This window comes from Vibrio sp. 10N.247.310.24, assembly GCF_041467175.1.
Classification (GTDB): Bacteria; Pseudomonadota; Gammaproteobacteria; order Enterobacterales; family Vibrionaceae; genus Vibrio; species Vibrio tasmaniensis_A.
On record NZ_JBFSUD010000050.1, the window covers coordinates 19883 to 34726 of the forward strand.

Below are 14844 nucleotides of genomic sequence, written 5' to 3' on the forward strand. Positions count from 1 at the left end.
ACCTACCTATTAGGTAACAACAAAATATTGTGGAGAGGTTGAACAAATATTTTTAGTCTCTGTCGCCGCTGTTAGGTGGTTTTTTTAGATCTGAAATATGGAGTATTTAATGAAGAAACGAATTTCTATTGGCCAAATAGTGTCTTTTATTTTTGGCGTTGTTCGGGATATCAGTCTATTGGGAGAGGTTGCTGATTGGGTCGAAGAATTATTCAAATGGAATTGAGTTTTGGTGAACTATTTGTGTTGTCTGTTGGGGTGTGGTGAATAACTGAAAATACAGGTGCACTTTCACCCCCAAATACAGGCTAGAAATAACAAGATTCTTGGACGTACCATCGCGCCAATCGGCTTTGCTTTGCGCTCAGCCACTTATCACCTCTTCATCAATCCAAAAGGTCAGAGACCCGCAGTTAATGAGTGATTGGCTGTATTGCTTCCAGTTGATTGTTTTGTGACGATGTTTAGGCATAGGGCTATGAGAGGTAGTGGACGTAGCTGAACAGATCGTAGGTTCATGATTTAGTTCCACTGAATTACGCAACAAAGCCAATAACAGTAATAGATCAAAACTGCCGAGCTCGGTCAAGATGGTGCCGTTTTTTTACTGATAAATGAACGCTGGATAATACTATTTTAATTATTAAATTGAGGGCGGAATGACGGATACAATATCGCCTTTCTAAAGTCATATTTTACTGTTATTTCGTTTTACGAATGGCCCTGAATTCCTAAAAGGTGTTGCGGCTTTTTAGTAGTGTGATCCATTTTTCACCCCAACCCCTTTTAATATGGGCGACTTTACCTAATAATATAAAGCCTTAGAGAAAGCACAAATTATGCAAGCGTTTAACGAAGTGGCCCTGTCTCCCTCAATCCAATCCCACACACCACGTCATAATCTGGTGATTATGGATGGTTGTCTGTAGTAAGTTATTGAAAATAAATGATTATTAGTTTTTGTTTTTAAGTTTAAATGCATATTTGATAGTCAGTTTATGACTCAAATATGCCCCTGTAAACAGGAGCTTGAAATGCAAAAAAGGTCTCTTACTCAACGATTTGTCGAACGCGTTAAACCGACTTCGACCACACGAGAATACTATGATACCAAGGTGTCTACGCTGTACTTACGAGTCTATCCATCAGGAAAGCGAGTGTTCTTTGTTCGTTTTCAGCATAACGGATTGAGGAGGAATCATAAGTTAGGTGGTGTGTTAGATTACTCTTTACGTCAAGCAAGACGAGAAGCCTTGCAGCTTGTTGAGCAGGTGCGCAGCCCAAAAATGGAAACCTTGCCCTCCATAACGCTACAGGCTTTCGGCCAAGAGTTTTTCAAGCGTTATCCTCGTCATTGGAAACCGAACACTTTGAAAAAGAACGAAAGTGCCTTTCGTCTTCAGATAGCGCCTTATCTTGGAGATAGGGAAGTGCAATCCATTGTTCGAAAGGATGTTGAGCAGTGGTTTACCCAGTTAAGCCATGTGAAAGGCTCAGCCAACCAAGCGTTAGTGTTGCTGTCGGTTATGATGCAGCAATGTGAAACGTGGGAATATCGTCCTAAAAATACCAATCCTTGCCGTGGTTTCAAGCGCTATAAAGCAGGAGAGGTGGAGCGCTATCTTAGTAAAGACGAATTGCGTCAGCTCTGGAGAGTGTTAGACACGTTAGAGGGCGATAACCCAGCTAAGGTTATGATAATACGTCTGTTAATATACACAGGTTGCCGCTCATCGGAAGTGAGAACCTTGCAATGGAAAGAGTACCGAGGTAATCACTGGCATTTATTAGACAGTAAAACGGGGGCGAAAACGGTTTACCTTTGCTCACAAGTCAGAGCTTATCTTGATGCATGGAAATCAGAGAGTCCTTACCTGTTTCCGGCCCCTTGTAACACCCAACCTATATCAACCAATCAGTTGGGTATTTTCTGGCGACAGGTTCGCCAGTTAGCCGGATTAGAAGGTGTGCGCTTGCATGATTTACGTCACACCTACGCCAGTATTGCCATTCAGTCGAAGGTGAACTTGATCGTGCTTAGTCGTCTTTTGGGGCATGCTGAAGCAGAAACGACGCTAAAGTATGCGCATTTGGGACGTGAGGACGTGTGTCAGGCGGCCTCTCATGTGTCGGGAGTACTCGTTAAGGGGATGAGCTCATGAAGTCACTGTTATTCACTTCTAAAGTCATTCAATCACTGAATTCAAAAACTAGAACGTATACGGTGTGGGATACCCAAGTTCCAGCGTTAGGTGTTCGAGTTTATACCGATGGTCGCCGTTTCTATGTGACTCATTTATCCATTCCCAATAAGACGTTGGGGACAGTGGGGCAACTGACACTAAAAAAAATGAGACAACACGTACAAGCTTTACAGGCCTCTTTTTTAGACAAAGAGACGAAACCGATACGGTTGATTCGCTTTGATGCGTTGGTGAAAGAAGAATGGACGGATAAGGTCTGCAAGGGGTGGAAACTGAGTACACAAGGGACAGCGTCGAGCGCCTTAAAAAGGCATTTGTTGCCCGAGTTTGGACGTTTTCCTGTCAGTCGTATTGATTCGTGTCATGTGCATCGTTGGTTTGATGAATTGAGTCAGAGTTACGCAGGGACAGCTAATCGTAATCTTGATGTGCTTCGTTCTATCTTCAAATATGCGGTGAAGCAAGGTTATTGCATGAACAACCCTTGTGATGGTCTTAAGCAAAATCGCAAAAAAAAGCTCAATCGTTTTTTGAGTTTGGATGAGTTAGCGCGACTGCAGAAGGCATTAACGGTGGTCAGCCAGCAAGGTGAACTGGAAGCGTGCTGTTGTCAGGTGCTAAAACTGGTGCTGTTAACGGGGTGTCGAATTTCAGAGGTAACAGGACTGCAATGGTCGTTTGTTAAAGGCAGGGAGTGGCACTTGCCGGACAGTAAAACGGGTGCGAAGGTGGTGTATGTGGGCAAGGAAGCGCAGCAAGTCCTTTCAGACATACCACAGCAAGTATGGGCGCATCGTAGCGAATCACACGATGATGTGTTTATGCCCTTGCGTCGTTTTGTGAGTCGGTCGACTAAGGTTAGTATGGTCTGGCAACAGGTGCGAGCCTTAGCCCATATCGAGGATGTTCGCATTCACGATTTGCGTCATACCTTTGCCAGTTATGCGGTGTTAGAGGGGTATCCTATCCCAATGGTGTCGAAACTGTTGGGTCACACGCGTATTTCATCCACGCTTCGTTATGCTCATGTGGATGATGCGCAGGTCTCACAATCTGCTGAGGCAATAGGGGAAGTTATGAGTGGAATATTATCAGGCCAGCTTGTGAATAACCCTAAAACTCGAAAAGTGAGAGCCTCCAAACCTAAGCCGACGAAATCTCCCTTCAAACGCAGAGGAAGACCTATCAAAGCAGTACCTGAACTTACCGATGAGGAGGTTGAACGGTTTAGATATGAAATGGATTTTTGGGAATGGTGATTAAAATCTCTGTTGGAATAAAGCCATGACTAAACTTAAAGTGCTAGTGTTGAGCATTTTTAAGAGAAGAAAATAGCTTGTCGTATGCGTATTTTCACCTGACCAGATCATCCAATAACATCCATCGAGATCGCTAGTTCCCTTTTGTTCAGCTCGAACGATGACAATAAAGTGGAGATTTGGTTATTAATCACAGCAAGTTATCTGACCAAGAGTCCTACAAGCCCATTTGAATTTCACCAGTTTTCCGAATTAGCAGGCTATCAAGTAAAGGGATTGCTTCTATTGAGTGAACCTCGTCCCCCTTTTCAATTGATGATGAAAAGAAGTACTCTTTTTCATCGGTCTCCACACAATATTGACCATTGCCTAATAGTTGAGCACAGTCATTGGCAAGGTAAGATGCATCGGTGCCTGGGATGGAAACCTGCTGAGGAAGCTAGTTCCATCCTTGTAGGAGTAGAACTATGGTCGATAATTAAAAAATGGACAGCTCAATAATCCTGAAGGATTATCTGCTTGGGAGACATTTTAGATACAGCAGCCTAATTGCATCTAAAAATCAGTGCGCATGCAGTGCAACTAAACTTTATGACACAACCAGTAAGACAAGAGTACGAAGAGATATTAATGATGTTAGTGATCCTTATCATATACTCCAATGTCTTTTTTTAGATGGTCAGAAAAGTATCTTACATCGAGAGATCTATTTCTATTTTTTCTAAATTTAAAAAATCTAAACTTAATCCGAAGATAGCTCAAATAGTTCCTAAACTTCGTAAATTTTATGGTTTTTTTTGCTGGATTTCTATTTTTCATGGTACCTCACTTATTTTTACAAAAGAAATCATAATTTAATGGACCAAATTATTTGAATTATCTCTAAACTTATAAGATTTGTCCTCCCAAGCTAGGGAGGTGAACTGACACGGTTCAAAAAATCATTAAAGACAAACAGAGATTAAGGATTAGGTCATAGAAATGTTCAGGTTTCCTTTAATAACCTAAAACTAAGCTAACACATACAAAGCTTCTTAATTGATAATTTAAATATAATTTATATAATTTATATTATTTAGGGATTTATAGTGGCACTAAATATTAGATCTTGTTACGAATCGAAATTTTTACGACAAACAATTATACTTACTAAATACTGGTTATAAGATCATTAAATAGTAGATATCTCCAAAATTAAAAGGATCTTTGTTTCAGAGGATGGATGACCGCGATGTTGCGAGAGAACGTTTAAAATCGTGCTATTTTTAGCTTAAAATTTGGGTGTTAAATTGCCACTGATTATTTAAATCGCATACCCCCACACAAGCAAAAACTAGTTGAATTGGCATAAATTATATGTTTTTTATAAAAAAAATATTCCTTTTTCTTTAGTAAGAAATTATCGTTAGAAGCATGGAATCAAATTGGGTTCTATCAGCGTTAAACTAAATTTAACAAAGGACGTGTGATAATGAAATTAATTAACAAAAAGGTGTGGTATTGTGTATTCTTATATTTCAGATAAGTTTAATGTGACGGACAGAGAAAAAATTCGAGAAGTCATTGAAAAGAACAGTTTTGCGACTCTAATTACTTCTGATTCTGATGGGGATATTAAAATATCCCATCTGCCAATAGTATTAGAAAAAGAAGATGAAACCGAATGGGAATTTTCGTTTCACTTGTCAAATAACAACGGTCATATTAAGTCACTAGACTCGAATGAAAAATCTATACTAATAGTTAAGGGGCCGCATTCGTATATTAATGCAAGCTGGTATAAGAATAAACCAGCAGTACCAACATGGAATTATATCGTGGCTCATTTTGAAGGTAAGGTGAGAAAGCAGACGGACGCTGAACTTGCAGAGCATCTTATAAAGCAAGTTAATTTATACGAGCCGACATTGCAGAACGACGAAATAATGCCAGAAGAATTCGTTGCTCGGCTTAGCAAACTAATTACAGGGTATTTTTTAAAATCATCTGATGGTAAATGTAAATTTAAAGTTGGCCAAAACAGAAAATTGGAAGATTACTTATCTGTAAAAGAAAACCTGTCGATTGAAGAACCTAAGAAGACTAATTACTTATTTGATTATATGAAGTAAGAGTTGTGATTTTATGAATTTCCAACTAGTTGACTGCAAAATAAAATACACTAAGCTATTGTTCCATCGGTTAAATACACACGATTTTGCGGAACTTGAACATCTAACATACGGTTCAAAACAATTTTGTAATGAGCTTATTCAAGATGAGTTGTCATATTTGTTCTGTGGTCACAATCATGACGGTGTTGTCGCTTCTTGTCGTCTTACTGATATTAATAATTTAGATAGCAAGGAAATGCGAAATGTAAAACGTTTTTTACCAGAAGAGTTAATTAATGACTCTGTCTTTATATCAAGGCTATGCGTTAACCCTGATTTTATGGGGAGGAGGTTATATCAAAGTTTACTTGGTTATGTTTGCGCTTGGGCTAAATGTCAGCTCCCCCAAAATCTTTACATAGCCAAGTGCCAACCTAATTATGTAAAACTGTATCAAAAGTTTGGTTGTGAAGTAATAAACAATAGCAAACATATAGATGAACATTCAAATTTAGAGTATGTAATATTATTGGGTGATATAAATAAAACATACGAAATTATTAAAGGGAAGTGAAATGGAAGTTTTTGAAATATCTAAGTTAGAAAAAATTGTTAGTTCAATGTGGGATGACATCTTAAAAAATTCGGATTTTATCCAAACCGTATTGGATGGAAAAGCAACTAAAGAGCTATACGCAATATATATGATTGAAACATATCATTACACAAAACACAATGCGCGTAACCAAGCATTGGTTGGAGCAGTAGCCAATAATATATCGGGGAAATATCAAGCGTATTGTTTCGACCATGCTCATGAGGAGGCGGGGCATGAACTAATGGCGTTGAGTGACATAGGGAGTATAGGGTTTGATAAACATAAAGTATTGAGTCTTAAACCTCTAGCAGCAACCGAAACCTTAATAGCTTACTTATATTGGATCTCTATTACTGGGAACCCGGTTCAAAGGCTTGGGTACAGTTTTTGGGCTGAAAGCGTCTACAAGTACATAAATCCAGTTTTGACTTCATTAAAGGAAACTATTGATCTAAAAGATAAAGATATGAAATTTTTTGTAGCACACTCAGCAATCGATGCCAAGCATGCCGAAGAGGTTAACGAGATGCTAGAACATGTTTGTACTACAGAGGACGACGTCTCAAGCGTTATCTCTGTGATGGAAAATTCTTTGAAGCTTACTGCTAGAATACTAGATGATGTGTATGAAGAATATCAAAAATATATCTCAGGAACTAGTGAACGATACGTATTCCTAGGGAAGTAGTGTCATATTTTTACCATTTAGGAATCTAATTAATGTCATATTTTAGTAAACTAAATTATACCCTAGGCGATGAGGATACTATTTCTGAATATAGCATAATCCCAAATGATTGTGAGAATGTTATTTCAATTTCTGGAAGTGGAGGTAGGGTTGTACCATTAATAGGTAAACGTCCAAAAGTATTAACTTGTGTTGATGTACTACAAGAGCAATTAGATTTAACCATGTTGAGAATTGAGAGTATTAAGCAGCTCAATTATTATGATTTTATGAGGCTTTTAGGGTATCCAGAACACCCTGTGACAAATGATAATAGAAAAAAGATATTTGATACAATAATTTTAGATAACGATGTTAAATCTAGATTAATAAGGCAGTTTGAATGCGAAAATTGGGGCCCAATAATTTATCAAGGTGAATTTGAAAAAATGCTGATCAAGTTGTCAAAATTAATAAGATTTATACTTGGCGACTCTTTAGATAGATTGTTTGGTTTCGATGATCTTGTAGAACAAAGACGTTTTTTCGATTCCAAGTATTTTCCGTCGAAACGTTGGAATCTAGCGATACTAATATTTGGTAATGGAGTAGCCCTTAATACTTTACTTTATCGCGGTGATTTTCCAAAGAAAAATTTAGAGGGAAGTACTTATTCATGCTATAAAAAAATGTTTGAATATTTATTTAGAAATGTACTTTGTAAGGAATCTTTTTTTTTACAAATGTTACTACTAGGAAAATTGAAAAATTCACAAGAATCAATGTTGGAAGCTGACGAGGAAATATTTAATAGTGTGAAACTAGCATTAGATAGTACTAAGGTTTACTATCAAAAAAATGACATAGTTTCTGCAATTAGAGACAACCTATCAAAGTTCGATTTCGTTTCTATGTCCGACGTTCCGTCTTTTATGGTTAATGGTTCTGAAAATAGTTTTCTATTAGATATTAGTGACAATTTATTACCTGAATGCAAAGTAGTCACACGTGGTCACTTAAGGATTACTAACCCTGATTATTTTGGGTATGATAAAATTAAATTAGATGAGCTAAATCTTCCAATTGAAAAAACTTCACTCTGGAAATTACAATGTTATTCAAAAATTTAACTTATGTTATTGTAGGTCTGATATGGGAAAAAAGATTATTTATACAGTATTTACTATAGCAGTCATTTCGACTATAACTTTTTTGTCAATTATTTTTTTATCACAGCATAATAACAAAAATGCCATATATCTTAATCAATTAACTAGTGGTGGTAATGTCGTAGTTGATGATTTTGGAATGCCAGTTATTAGTGCGGAAAATCGTTCTGACGCTGCTTTGATTACTGGGTATTATCATGCTCGTGATCGTTTTTTTCAGATGGATTTACTTAGAAGAAAAAGCTCAGGGGAGCTATCAGAATTGTTTGGAGAAAAGACTCATGAGGCTGATAAGAAATCACGAGTACATCAACTAAGAGTAAGAGCGGAAAAATTGTACATAAATTTACCATTGAGCCAACGACGAATACTGGATAGTTATGCAAAAGGCGTAAATGCAGGTTATAGCAGCTTAAGGCTACGTCCACTGGAATACATTGTGCTCAATTCTAAGCCTAAAGAATGGGAGGCTGTAGATTCACTACTAGTAGTTTTCACGATGTACTTGGTGTTACAAGATGAAAATGCAGATAAGGAGTACATAAGAACATTATTAAAGGAGTCTTTCCCTAGCAACTTTGATTTTTTATTTCCTAATATAACTAAATGGGATCAAAGCTATAAATTAAGTTCTAGCAACCACAAAGAGAACCTACAAAAGCTGACAGATTTGAAGATAAAGCAAAGTTTGAATGATAAATGGGGCTCTATCGGTATGTCAGAGCCTTTTTATGGGAGCAGCGCTTGGGCTGTATCCGGTTCAAGGACTAAGTCCGGTGGTGCAATATTATCTAATGATATCCATCTAGGGTTAACGTTACCGAATCTTTGGTATAGGTTAGGGATAAAAATTAAGTCTTCTCATAGTGTATTTGGAATTACAATACCAGGACTTCCAATAATTGTTGCAGGCTCTAACGGGTTGGTTAGTTGGGCTCTTACTAATACATATGGGGATTGGAGCGATAGAACTATATTACCTAAGAAACACCAACCATCAAAAGTAGATATTGAAATAATTAAAATCCGAGATAAAAGTACTTCATTTCAAGTGGAGCATACAAGTTACGGTCCAATCATCTACGAAAATGAAAATCAGAAGCATGCTGTTAAGTGGTTGGCTCATACAGAGCGGGCTATTAACTTAAATATTCTTAGCTTTGAAACAGCAAATAATGCCAGTGAAGTTTTAGATTTATCTCCCAAGGTATGGTTACCACCGCAAAATATAGTAGTTGTTGATATACAAGGTAACATCGGCTGGTCAGTAATTGGTTCTATTCCAGTCCGAAAAGATCATCGATATACAACAAGCCCAAACTTTAGAAATTCATGGGATTGGGCTACTCCGAGTATGTACCCTAGAATAATAAATCCAGCTTCAGGATACATCATTTCTGCAAACAATCGTATGGTTTCAAAACCTGAATGGGCGACAATAAGTCATGATGATTATGTTAACGGGGCTCGCGCTTGGCTTATCGATGATAGGCTAAAAAAACTAGAGTTTGCATCAATCAACGAGATCGCTGATGTCCAATTCGATAATACAGCTAAATTCCTAGAGCCGTGGTTCATAATATTGAACAAGGCTCTTCAATCGAGGGCGTTTGCGAGCACCGATCTAATCGAGGTTTTCGATGATTGGAATGGTAGGGCCGACGTAAATTCGCTTTCATATACTATTGTAAAAGGTGCACGAGAATCGATTATATCTGATTTTTATAGACCATTTTTGTCAAAGATAAGCAGTTATTATGATGAAGACAAAAGACAGCTTACTAGAAGTTTTAGAAAAATAAATTCTCATGTCGATGAAACAGTATTAAGTGCACTTACAAATAATAAAGCGATTTTTTTTAAGACTAAAGACTTGAACGAATATCTATATGATATTATACAGGAAACATATTTAAAGAAAACTAACAATTGTGTCGATATTAATTGTTTGCGTTGGGGGCAGGTTAATAAACTTAGTATTAAACACCCTATGAGTGATGCTCCTTGGCCAATAAGCTACTTTTACGACTACCCTGAATCTCCACAAGCGGGAGATAAATTTATGCCATTAGTCGCAAATAAACAATTCGGTGCATCTGTTCGGTTTGTAATTGATACTTCGCGACTAGAAGAATCACTGATATCTATGCCTGGTGGTCAGTCAGGCATGCCAATGTCTGACAATTTTCGAACAGGTCATTTCACGTGGCTTGACCATGAGTGGTTGCCATTTATTGGATTAGGGAAAAGTAGAAAGGTTGAATTTTATTCAAATCGTGATTCTAATTAATTGGATATAGTAAGAATGAACTTAAAATCAGCAGGGTCCTTAGAGAAAATGTTTAGTTTATATACAAACGGAAATCAGAAAAACTACATTAGTAATTGTGATCAGACCGCTTTAATGTATGTGAATGATAAGAATAAATTACCAATTGTCATTAACAATGGCGAGATAAATGACATGTATTTATCATCTCCGAAGGTTAATTACATTGATTATAACCTTGATTATATTAGAAGAATGGAAAAAGGTGTAATTAAATCAATGTTGATATTTATTATATCCTTACTATCTTATATATTGACTCTCTGTAATATTAATCGGGTAGTATATATAAATAATTTCCTAATTCCAAATATCCCCAAAAATAATCTTTCTGAATCTAAAGTACTCGATATCATCTGTGAATTTAAGAATAATTTCCCAAGGCACGCGATTATATTTAAAGGTGCGAATGTAGAGACGAATAAGATTAATATAAGGTGCTTATTATCTAAACAAGCATATATATGGAGCCCTTCAATTTTAAAAGAATCTGGGAAAAAAGCTGTAAAAATCAGAAAAACATTAAAATCAGACAAAAAAAATATTGATAATGGAGTGCTTTCATTTGAGATTTTAAATTATGTTGATTTTAAAGAATCCGAAAATATAAGGAATTTATATAGAAATTTGTATCATAATAAATACTCATCATATAGTGCAGATTATACAGCGTTATGGTTTAAAACTCTAAGCGACCCAGAAAACGGGTTTTCCTTGGTAGGGGTTAAACACAGCAATGAGCTTGTAGGATTTGTATCTTACCATATAGGTAGTGAGATGATATATAGTGGGTTAGTAGGACATAAAGATATAAATGGAAAGCTTGGAGTTTACAGGGCTAGTATTCGATATTTAATTCAGCAATCAGAATATCTTAATAAACCACTGCATTTAAGTTCAGGTGCAGGAGAGTTTAAGACGCGCAGGGGGGCAAAAGCACATATGGAATATGATCTGGTTGCAACTGATCACCTTCCCGCTGTACAAAAAATGGGATGGTGGTTATTGGCTAAAATATATAACTCTCTTGGTTTAAAGATAATGACAAACATGAAGGTATAAATATGAATATTAAACAGAAAAGAGGATATACTCTATTTTACGATAAAGCTTTATCTGAAAAAAGCAAAGCTAACTATGGTAAGGCTATGATTTTACTTGGGTATTGTCATATTCTTAGTAAAAATTCGTATATATCACACGTGAAAGTTCATGGATTAATGCTGTATATAGGAATCATTACGAAAGATTGGACAGAAGTCAGAGTACAACTATTCCGAACAATAATGGCTTTTACTACATTACCATTTTTAGCGGGAAATAGACCAAATGGGAACCCAGGAAGTTCGCATCATGGATTTTTTGACTCGCTTCCTATTCCAATTGAACTAAGAGAGTATTTCGAGTGAAATTAGAATATAAAAAACTAATACGATGGGCAAAAACTAGGTTTATATTTAAACTGTTATTTTATTGTATTAGCTTGTTTTTCCTAGTTCTTCATGGGGTATTTAATGGTTACAGTTATCTATTACCCTTTATAATAGCAGTATTTTATGCACACGGTACACAGCTTATGCACCAACTAACACATGGGGTATTTCGTAAAAACCAAGACAGGGTTATAGGTTTTTTATTAGGCATCCCTATGTTCGAGAATTTTAGCGAATATAAGTATTCACATATTCATCATCACAAATACATTGGTACTAAAAATTACAGGTGTCATCCTACTAAGCAGCCAAAAGGAATCTTAAGGCTAGGATATCAGATACTTGAAGTGTTTAAGATAGTAACGTATGTAAATAATACCAAAAAGATGTTCCAATCTATTTTTAACATTTCGCTTTCGGCAGAGAATGAACGTCAAAAAAAACATATCTGCCAAGACTACAAATGTATGTTATTGTTTTATGCTGTTTTTTTAATGTTATCCATTTATCTTAATATAGTTCACATTGTTTATTTTTATTGGTTTATCCCATTTATAATTGCTTCCTTATATCATGCTATTATAGAATTCACAGTTCACGCCGGATGTAATATGAACTCTACTGACTCTATGCTCAATTCTAATAGCGTAACATCTAATGCCTTTATGAGATGGTTTAGCAATTACAGTTGTTTTCATGCAGAGCATCATCAGTATTTAAATATTCCTGTTGATGCGATATATGTATATAGGGAACAATACCCATCCAACCCAAAATATAAATATCATGGTTACTTTAGTCTTTTTAGGAAACTAATATCAAGTGTTTTTAAAAAAACTTAGATTATATAAGACAAATTATGCTAATTCCAAAAAAGTAAAAGAAGCCCTTAGAGAAGAAGTCGGTTTTGGTTGTCCAGTTACAGACTGTGGTAATCCATATTTGGAATATCATCACTTTGATCCAGCAGTTCATGTAAAGCCGCATATTGATCCAAGAGTTATGATAGCTCTGTGTGCTCAATATCATAAAAAACTGATGGACATGCTTATACAAATGAACAATTACATGAGTTAAAAAAAAGAATCTTATAGATAAGGGGAAATGGGTCGTACCATTGGGGGATAAGTAATGCATGTAGCTACCTGCCTAAAGTATTTTTTACTCTTTTTTACTTTGCTTCTTCTTAAGGTTAACTTGGCTTTGCCTTCTTATTTAATCGGGCAAATAATTAATGTTGTTTCTCAGACCATATCGCTGGAAAGCATGGAGACTTTGTTAATTTATTTGTTGCTATCTACACTAGTGACTATCGGTATATCTCCTTTTTTTACGTACTTTTTTGAACAAGAGGTACAACTCAACGTCGAAACTAAATCACGATCAATGTTTAGTCAGTTGATGCGCAAACCCTTCAGTCATTTCAAACGCTTAGAGATAGGCTCACTAGCTAGTAAATTTGAAAGAGGTATTGGGTCTTATGAACAGTTCATAAACCTAAGTGTCTCGCGAGGCTTGCCCTTAGTCATTGAATTGTTTGTTTTGTGCTGCGCTATTGGCTTTTTTAGTGGATGGGTAACCTTTACGCTTGTGATATTTATCCTAGCCATTTCTACAATGATTAAGACTCTAATTCTTAGGCTAAGACGCCCTTATATTGGTCGAGTAAACGGTGCAGAAGATGAAATATTAGATCAAATTGTTGGTGTGTTTTCTGGTATACGTACGATTCAGTCTAATCGTGTCGAAGGTTTTTTTGAGAAACGCTTAGCTCCATTTTTTGAAAATTATAGACAAGCAACGGTCTCTCTTGCTGTCAGTCGGAGTGTATTTGATGGTGTCGCTATAGTTGACATCAGAACCAGTGACCCCTCTATCTTCTAATTACCTAGAGCAAAATAATTTTGTTTTCTCAGGAAGTGTCTATGACAACCTCACTCTTGGAAAAGATGTAAAACATGATTGGTTGACGAAACAGCTCGATAAAGCAGGGCTCTCGTCTAGATTAACACTAGATACTATTTTACAAGGTAATGGTCAGAACCTTAGTGGGGGGGAAAAGCGTAGGCTCTGTTTTCTTAGAGCCTATATTCAAGCACCTGAACTGTTATGGCCTTGGTAAACTCCTCGTACAATTAGGGGAAGGGACATACTTCTCGGATTTTTTAATTTCAAGTTGAGCTTTATGTTTACGATGCAATGACTTAGGTTAGACGGTAGTGTTACTCGTTACTTAATTCGGAGTTAGCTGCCACTCATGTTGTGAGGAGGAGTAATAAATGGAATATCCACTTATAGGAGCATGTCAGTGCGGGCAAGTGACCTATGACTTGTATGAAAAACCACTAATGGGCTTTGCTTGTCACTGTACAGAGTGCCAAAAACTGTCTACCAGTCCATTTAGCATTACAGCAGTTGTCGATACCGAGAAAATAGAGTTTTTTGGTCAACTGAAAACTTGGGAACGTTTAGCTGATAGTGGCAATCGTAATTGCGCGATGTTCTGTCCAAATTGTGGAAACAGAATTTACCATTTCAATTCAGATGCACCGCAAACGGTTAAATTAAAGCTAAAACCAACTAATATGTTGGCAGCTGATATTTTCGAACCTCAAGCACATGTTTGGGTTAGTGAAAAACTAGATTGGTACCAAATACCAACTAATGTAAAGGTTTTCCATAAGCAGCCGGGCTAGCGGTGAGCAAGTGTTTAAGATATTTTTGGCCAGAATTTTCATAGGTTGAATCACTTTATCTGTGGCACTTTCTAACTCGAAAGTGCCCCAAAGTGTGTCACGACCGATGACTGACTAATTAATGGTGAGTTGATTTTGTAATACATATGCTAACTAACAACCCTAGAGTGCAGGTGTTTTTTTCGTAACCCATAACGAGTGTGCGTACAAAAATCACATAACCACCATATATGGCTTGAGTTGCTTAAAAAGGTTGAGCAAGATGGCCAGAAGCAAATGACTATATCCCGACTGAAAAGCGTTATGCATAGGGGCAATTAATGACGAAAGCGAAACAAGCGTTAAGCATAAAAGGTGATACGTTTAACCCATTTCCAGAGCCATTTAAATCTCGCC

Annotated in this window: 14 protein-coding genes and 1 pseudogene; 14 read left to right on the plus strand and 1 reads right to left on the minus strand. The window is 36.6% G+C overall.

Annotated elements, in window-relative coordinates; all coding sequences use genetic code 11:
• Positions 1–370 precede the first annotated feature (370 nt).
• Positions 371–472: pseudogene (locus AB6E08_RS15460) on the minus strand (IS5/IS1182 family transposase); the annotation flags it as partial.
• 562 nt (positions 473–1034) lie between these two features.
• Between AB6E08_RS15460 and AB6E08_RS15465 the strand changes: the two are divergent.
• The 14 genes from AB6E08_RS15465 to AB6E08_RS15530 all read left to right on the plus strand — a co-directional run bounded on the left by AB6E08_RS15465 (position 1035) and on the right by AB6E08_RS15530 (position 14448).
• Positions 1035–2162: a tyrosine-type recombinase/integrase gene (locus tag AB6E08_RS15465; protein WP_372067357.1), complete on the plus strand. Its 1128-nt coding sequence runs from the start codon at positions 1035–1037 to the stop codon at positions 2160–2162.
• Positions 2159–3463 carry a tyrosine-type recombinase/integrase gene (locus AB6E08_RS15470; RefSeq protein ID WP_372067354.1) on the plus strand — a complete coding sequence of 435 codons (1305 nt, stop codon included), beginning with the start codon at positions 2159–2161 and terminating at the stop codon, positions 3461–3463. The genes AB6E08_RS15465 and AB6E08_RS15470 overlap by 4 nt, the downstream gene beginning before the upstream one ends.
• Before the next feature lie 1502 nt (positions 3464–4965).
• Positions 4966–5574, plus strand: a complete 609-nt coding sequence (locus AB6E08_RS15475) for an FMN-binding negative transcriptional regulator (RefSeq protein WP_372067030.1) — start codon at positions 4966–4968, stop codon at positions 5572–5574.
• A 13-nt stretch (positions 5575–5587) separates the two neighbouring features.
• Positions 5588–6130: a hypothetical protein gene (locus tag AB6E08_RS15480; protein WP_372067027.1), complete on the plus strand. Its 543-nt coding sequence runs from the start codon at positions 5588–5590 to the stop codon at positions 6128–6130.
• 1 nt (position 6131) lies between these two features.
• Positions 6132–6842 carry an iron-containing redox enzyme family protein gene (locus AB6E08_RS15485; protein ID WP_372067024.1) on the plus strand — a complete coding sequence of 237 codons (711 nt, stop codon included), beginning with the start codon at positions 6132–6134 and terminating at the stop codon, positions 6840–6842.
• 32 nt (positions 6843–6874) lie between these two features.
• Positions 6875–7951: a DUF3419 family protein gene (locus AB6E08_RS15490; RefSeq protein ID WP_372067021.1), complete on the plus strand. Its 1077-nt coding sequence runs from the start codon at positions 6875–6877 to the stop codon at positions 7949–7951.
• A gap of 22 nt (positions 7952–7973) precedes the next feature.
• Positions 7974–10280 (plus strand): penicillin acylase family protein, encoded by a 2307-nt coding sequence (locus AB6E08_RS15495; RefSeq protein WP_372067018.1) that lies wholly within the window; start codon positions 7974–7976, stop codon positions 10278–10280.
• A 15-nt stretch (positions 10281–10295) separates the two neighbouring features.
• The gene (locus AB6E08_RS15500; protein ID WP_372067014.1) at positions 10296–11381 is read left to right on the plus strand and encodes a hypothetical protein; all 1086 of its coding nucleotides are present in this window, start codon (positions 10296–10298) and stop codon (positions 11379–11381) included.
• 2 nt (positions 11382–11383) lie between these two features.
• Positions 11384–11728 carry a DUF3703 domain-containing protein gene (locus tag AB6E08_RS15505; protein ID WP_372067011.1) on the plus strand — a complete coding sequence of 115 codons (345 nt, stop codon included), beginning with the start codon at positions 11384–11386 and terminating at the stop codon, positions 11726–11728.
• Positions 11725–12594 carry a fatty acid desaturase gene (locus AB6E08_RS15510; protein WP_372067008.1) on the plus strand — a complete coding sequence of 290 codons (870 nt, stop codon included), beginning with the start codon at positions 11725–11727 and terminating at the stop codon, positions 12592–12594. Before AB6E08_RS15505 ends, AB6E08_RS15510 begins: the two co-directional genes overlap by 4 nt.
• Positions 12575–12829 (plus strand): hypothetical protein, encoded by a 255-nt coding sequence (locus AB6E08_RS15515; protein ID WP_372067005.1) that lies wholly within the window; start codon positions 12575–12577, stop codon positions 12827–12829. The genes AB6E08_RS15510 and AB6E08_RS15515 overlap by 20 nt, the downstream gene beginning before the upstream one ends.
• A 54-nt stretch (positions 12830–12883) precedes the next feature.
• A complete protein-coding gene (locus AB6E08_RS15520; RefSeq protein WP_372067002.1) occupies positions 12884–13636 on the plus strand; it encodes an ABC transporter transmembrane domain-containing protein in 753 nt (250 codons plus the stop codon).
• Positions 13617–13874 (plus strand): ATP-binding cassette domain-containing protein, encoded by a 258-nt coding sequence (locus tag AB6E08_RS15525; protein ID WP_372067033.1) that lies wholly within the window; start codon positions 13617–13619, stop codon positions 13872–13874. Before AB6E08_RS15520 ends, AB6E08_RS15525 begins: the two co-directional genes overlap by 20 nt.
• A gap of 157 nt (positions 13875–14031) precedes the next feature.
• On the plus strand, positions 14032–14448 hold the full coding sequence (locus AB6E08_RS15530; RefSeq protein WP_372066999.1) for a GFA family protein: 417 nt from the start codon (positions 14032–14034) through the stop codon (positions 14446–14448).
• Positions 14449–14844 lie beyond the last annotated feature (396 nt).

Coding starts and splice junctions, on each gene's coding strand:
- AB6E08_RS15490 (WP_372067021.1), top strand. CDS start 6,875: ATGTCATATTTTAGTAAACTAAATTATACCCTAGGCGATGAGGATACT.
- AB6E08_RS15530 (WP_372066999.1), top strand. CDS start 14,032: ATGGAATATCCACTTATAGGAGCATGTCAGTGCGGGCAAGTGACCTAT.
- AB6E08_RS15485 (WP_372067024.1), top strand. CDS start 6,132: ATGGAAGTTTTTGAAATATCTAAGTTAGAAAAAATTGTTAGTTCAATG.
- AB6E08_RS15470 (WP_372067354.1), top strand. CDS start 2,159: ATGAAGTCACTGTTATTCACTTCTAAAGTCATTCAATCACTGAATTCA.
- AB6E08_RS15520 (WP_372067002.1), top strand. CDS start 12,884: ATGCATGTAGCTACCTGCCTAAAGTATTTTTTACTCTTTTTTACTTTG.
- AB6E08_RS15465 (WP_372067357.1), top strand. CDS start 1,035: ATGCAAAAAAGGTCTCTTACTCAACGATTTGTCGAACGCGTTAAACCG.
- AB6E08_RS15495 (WP_372067018.1), top strand. CDS start 7,974: ATGGGAAAAAAGATTATTTATACAGTATTTACTATAGCAGTCATTTCG.
- AB6E08_RS15500 (WP_372067014.1), top strand. CDS start 10,296: ATGAACTTAAAATCAGCAGGGTCCTTAGAGAAAATGTTTAGTTTATAT.
- AB6E08_RS15480 (WP_372067027.1), top strand. CDS start 5,588: ATGAATTTCCAACTAGTTGACTGCAAAATAAAATACACTAAGCTATTG.
- AB6E08_RS15505 (WP_372067011.1), top strand. CDS start 11,384: ATGAATATTAAACAGAAAAGAGGATATACTCTATTTTACGATAAAGCT.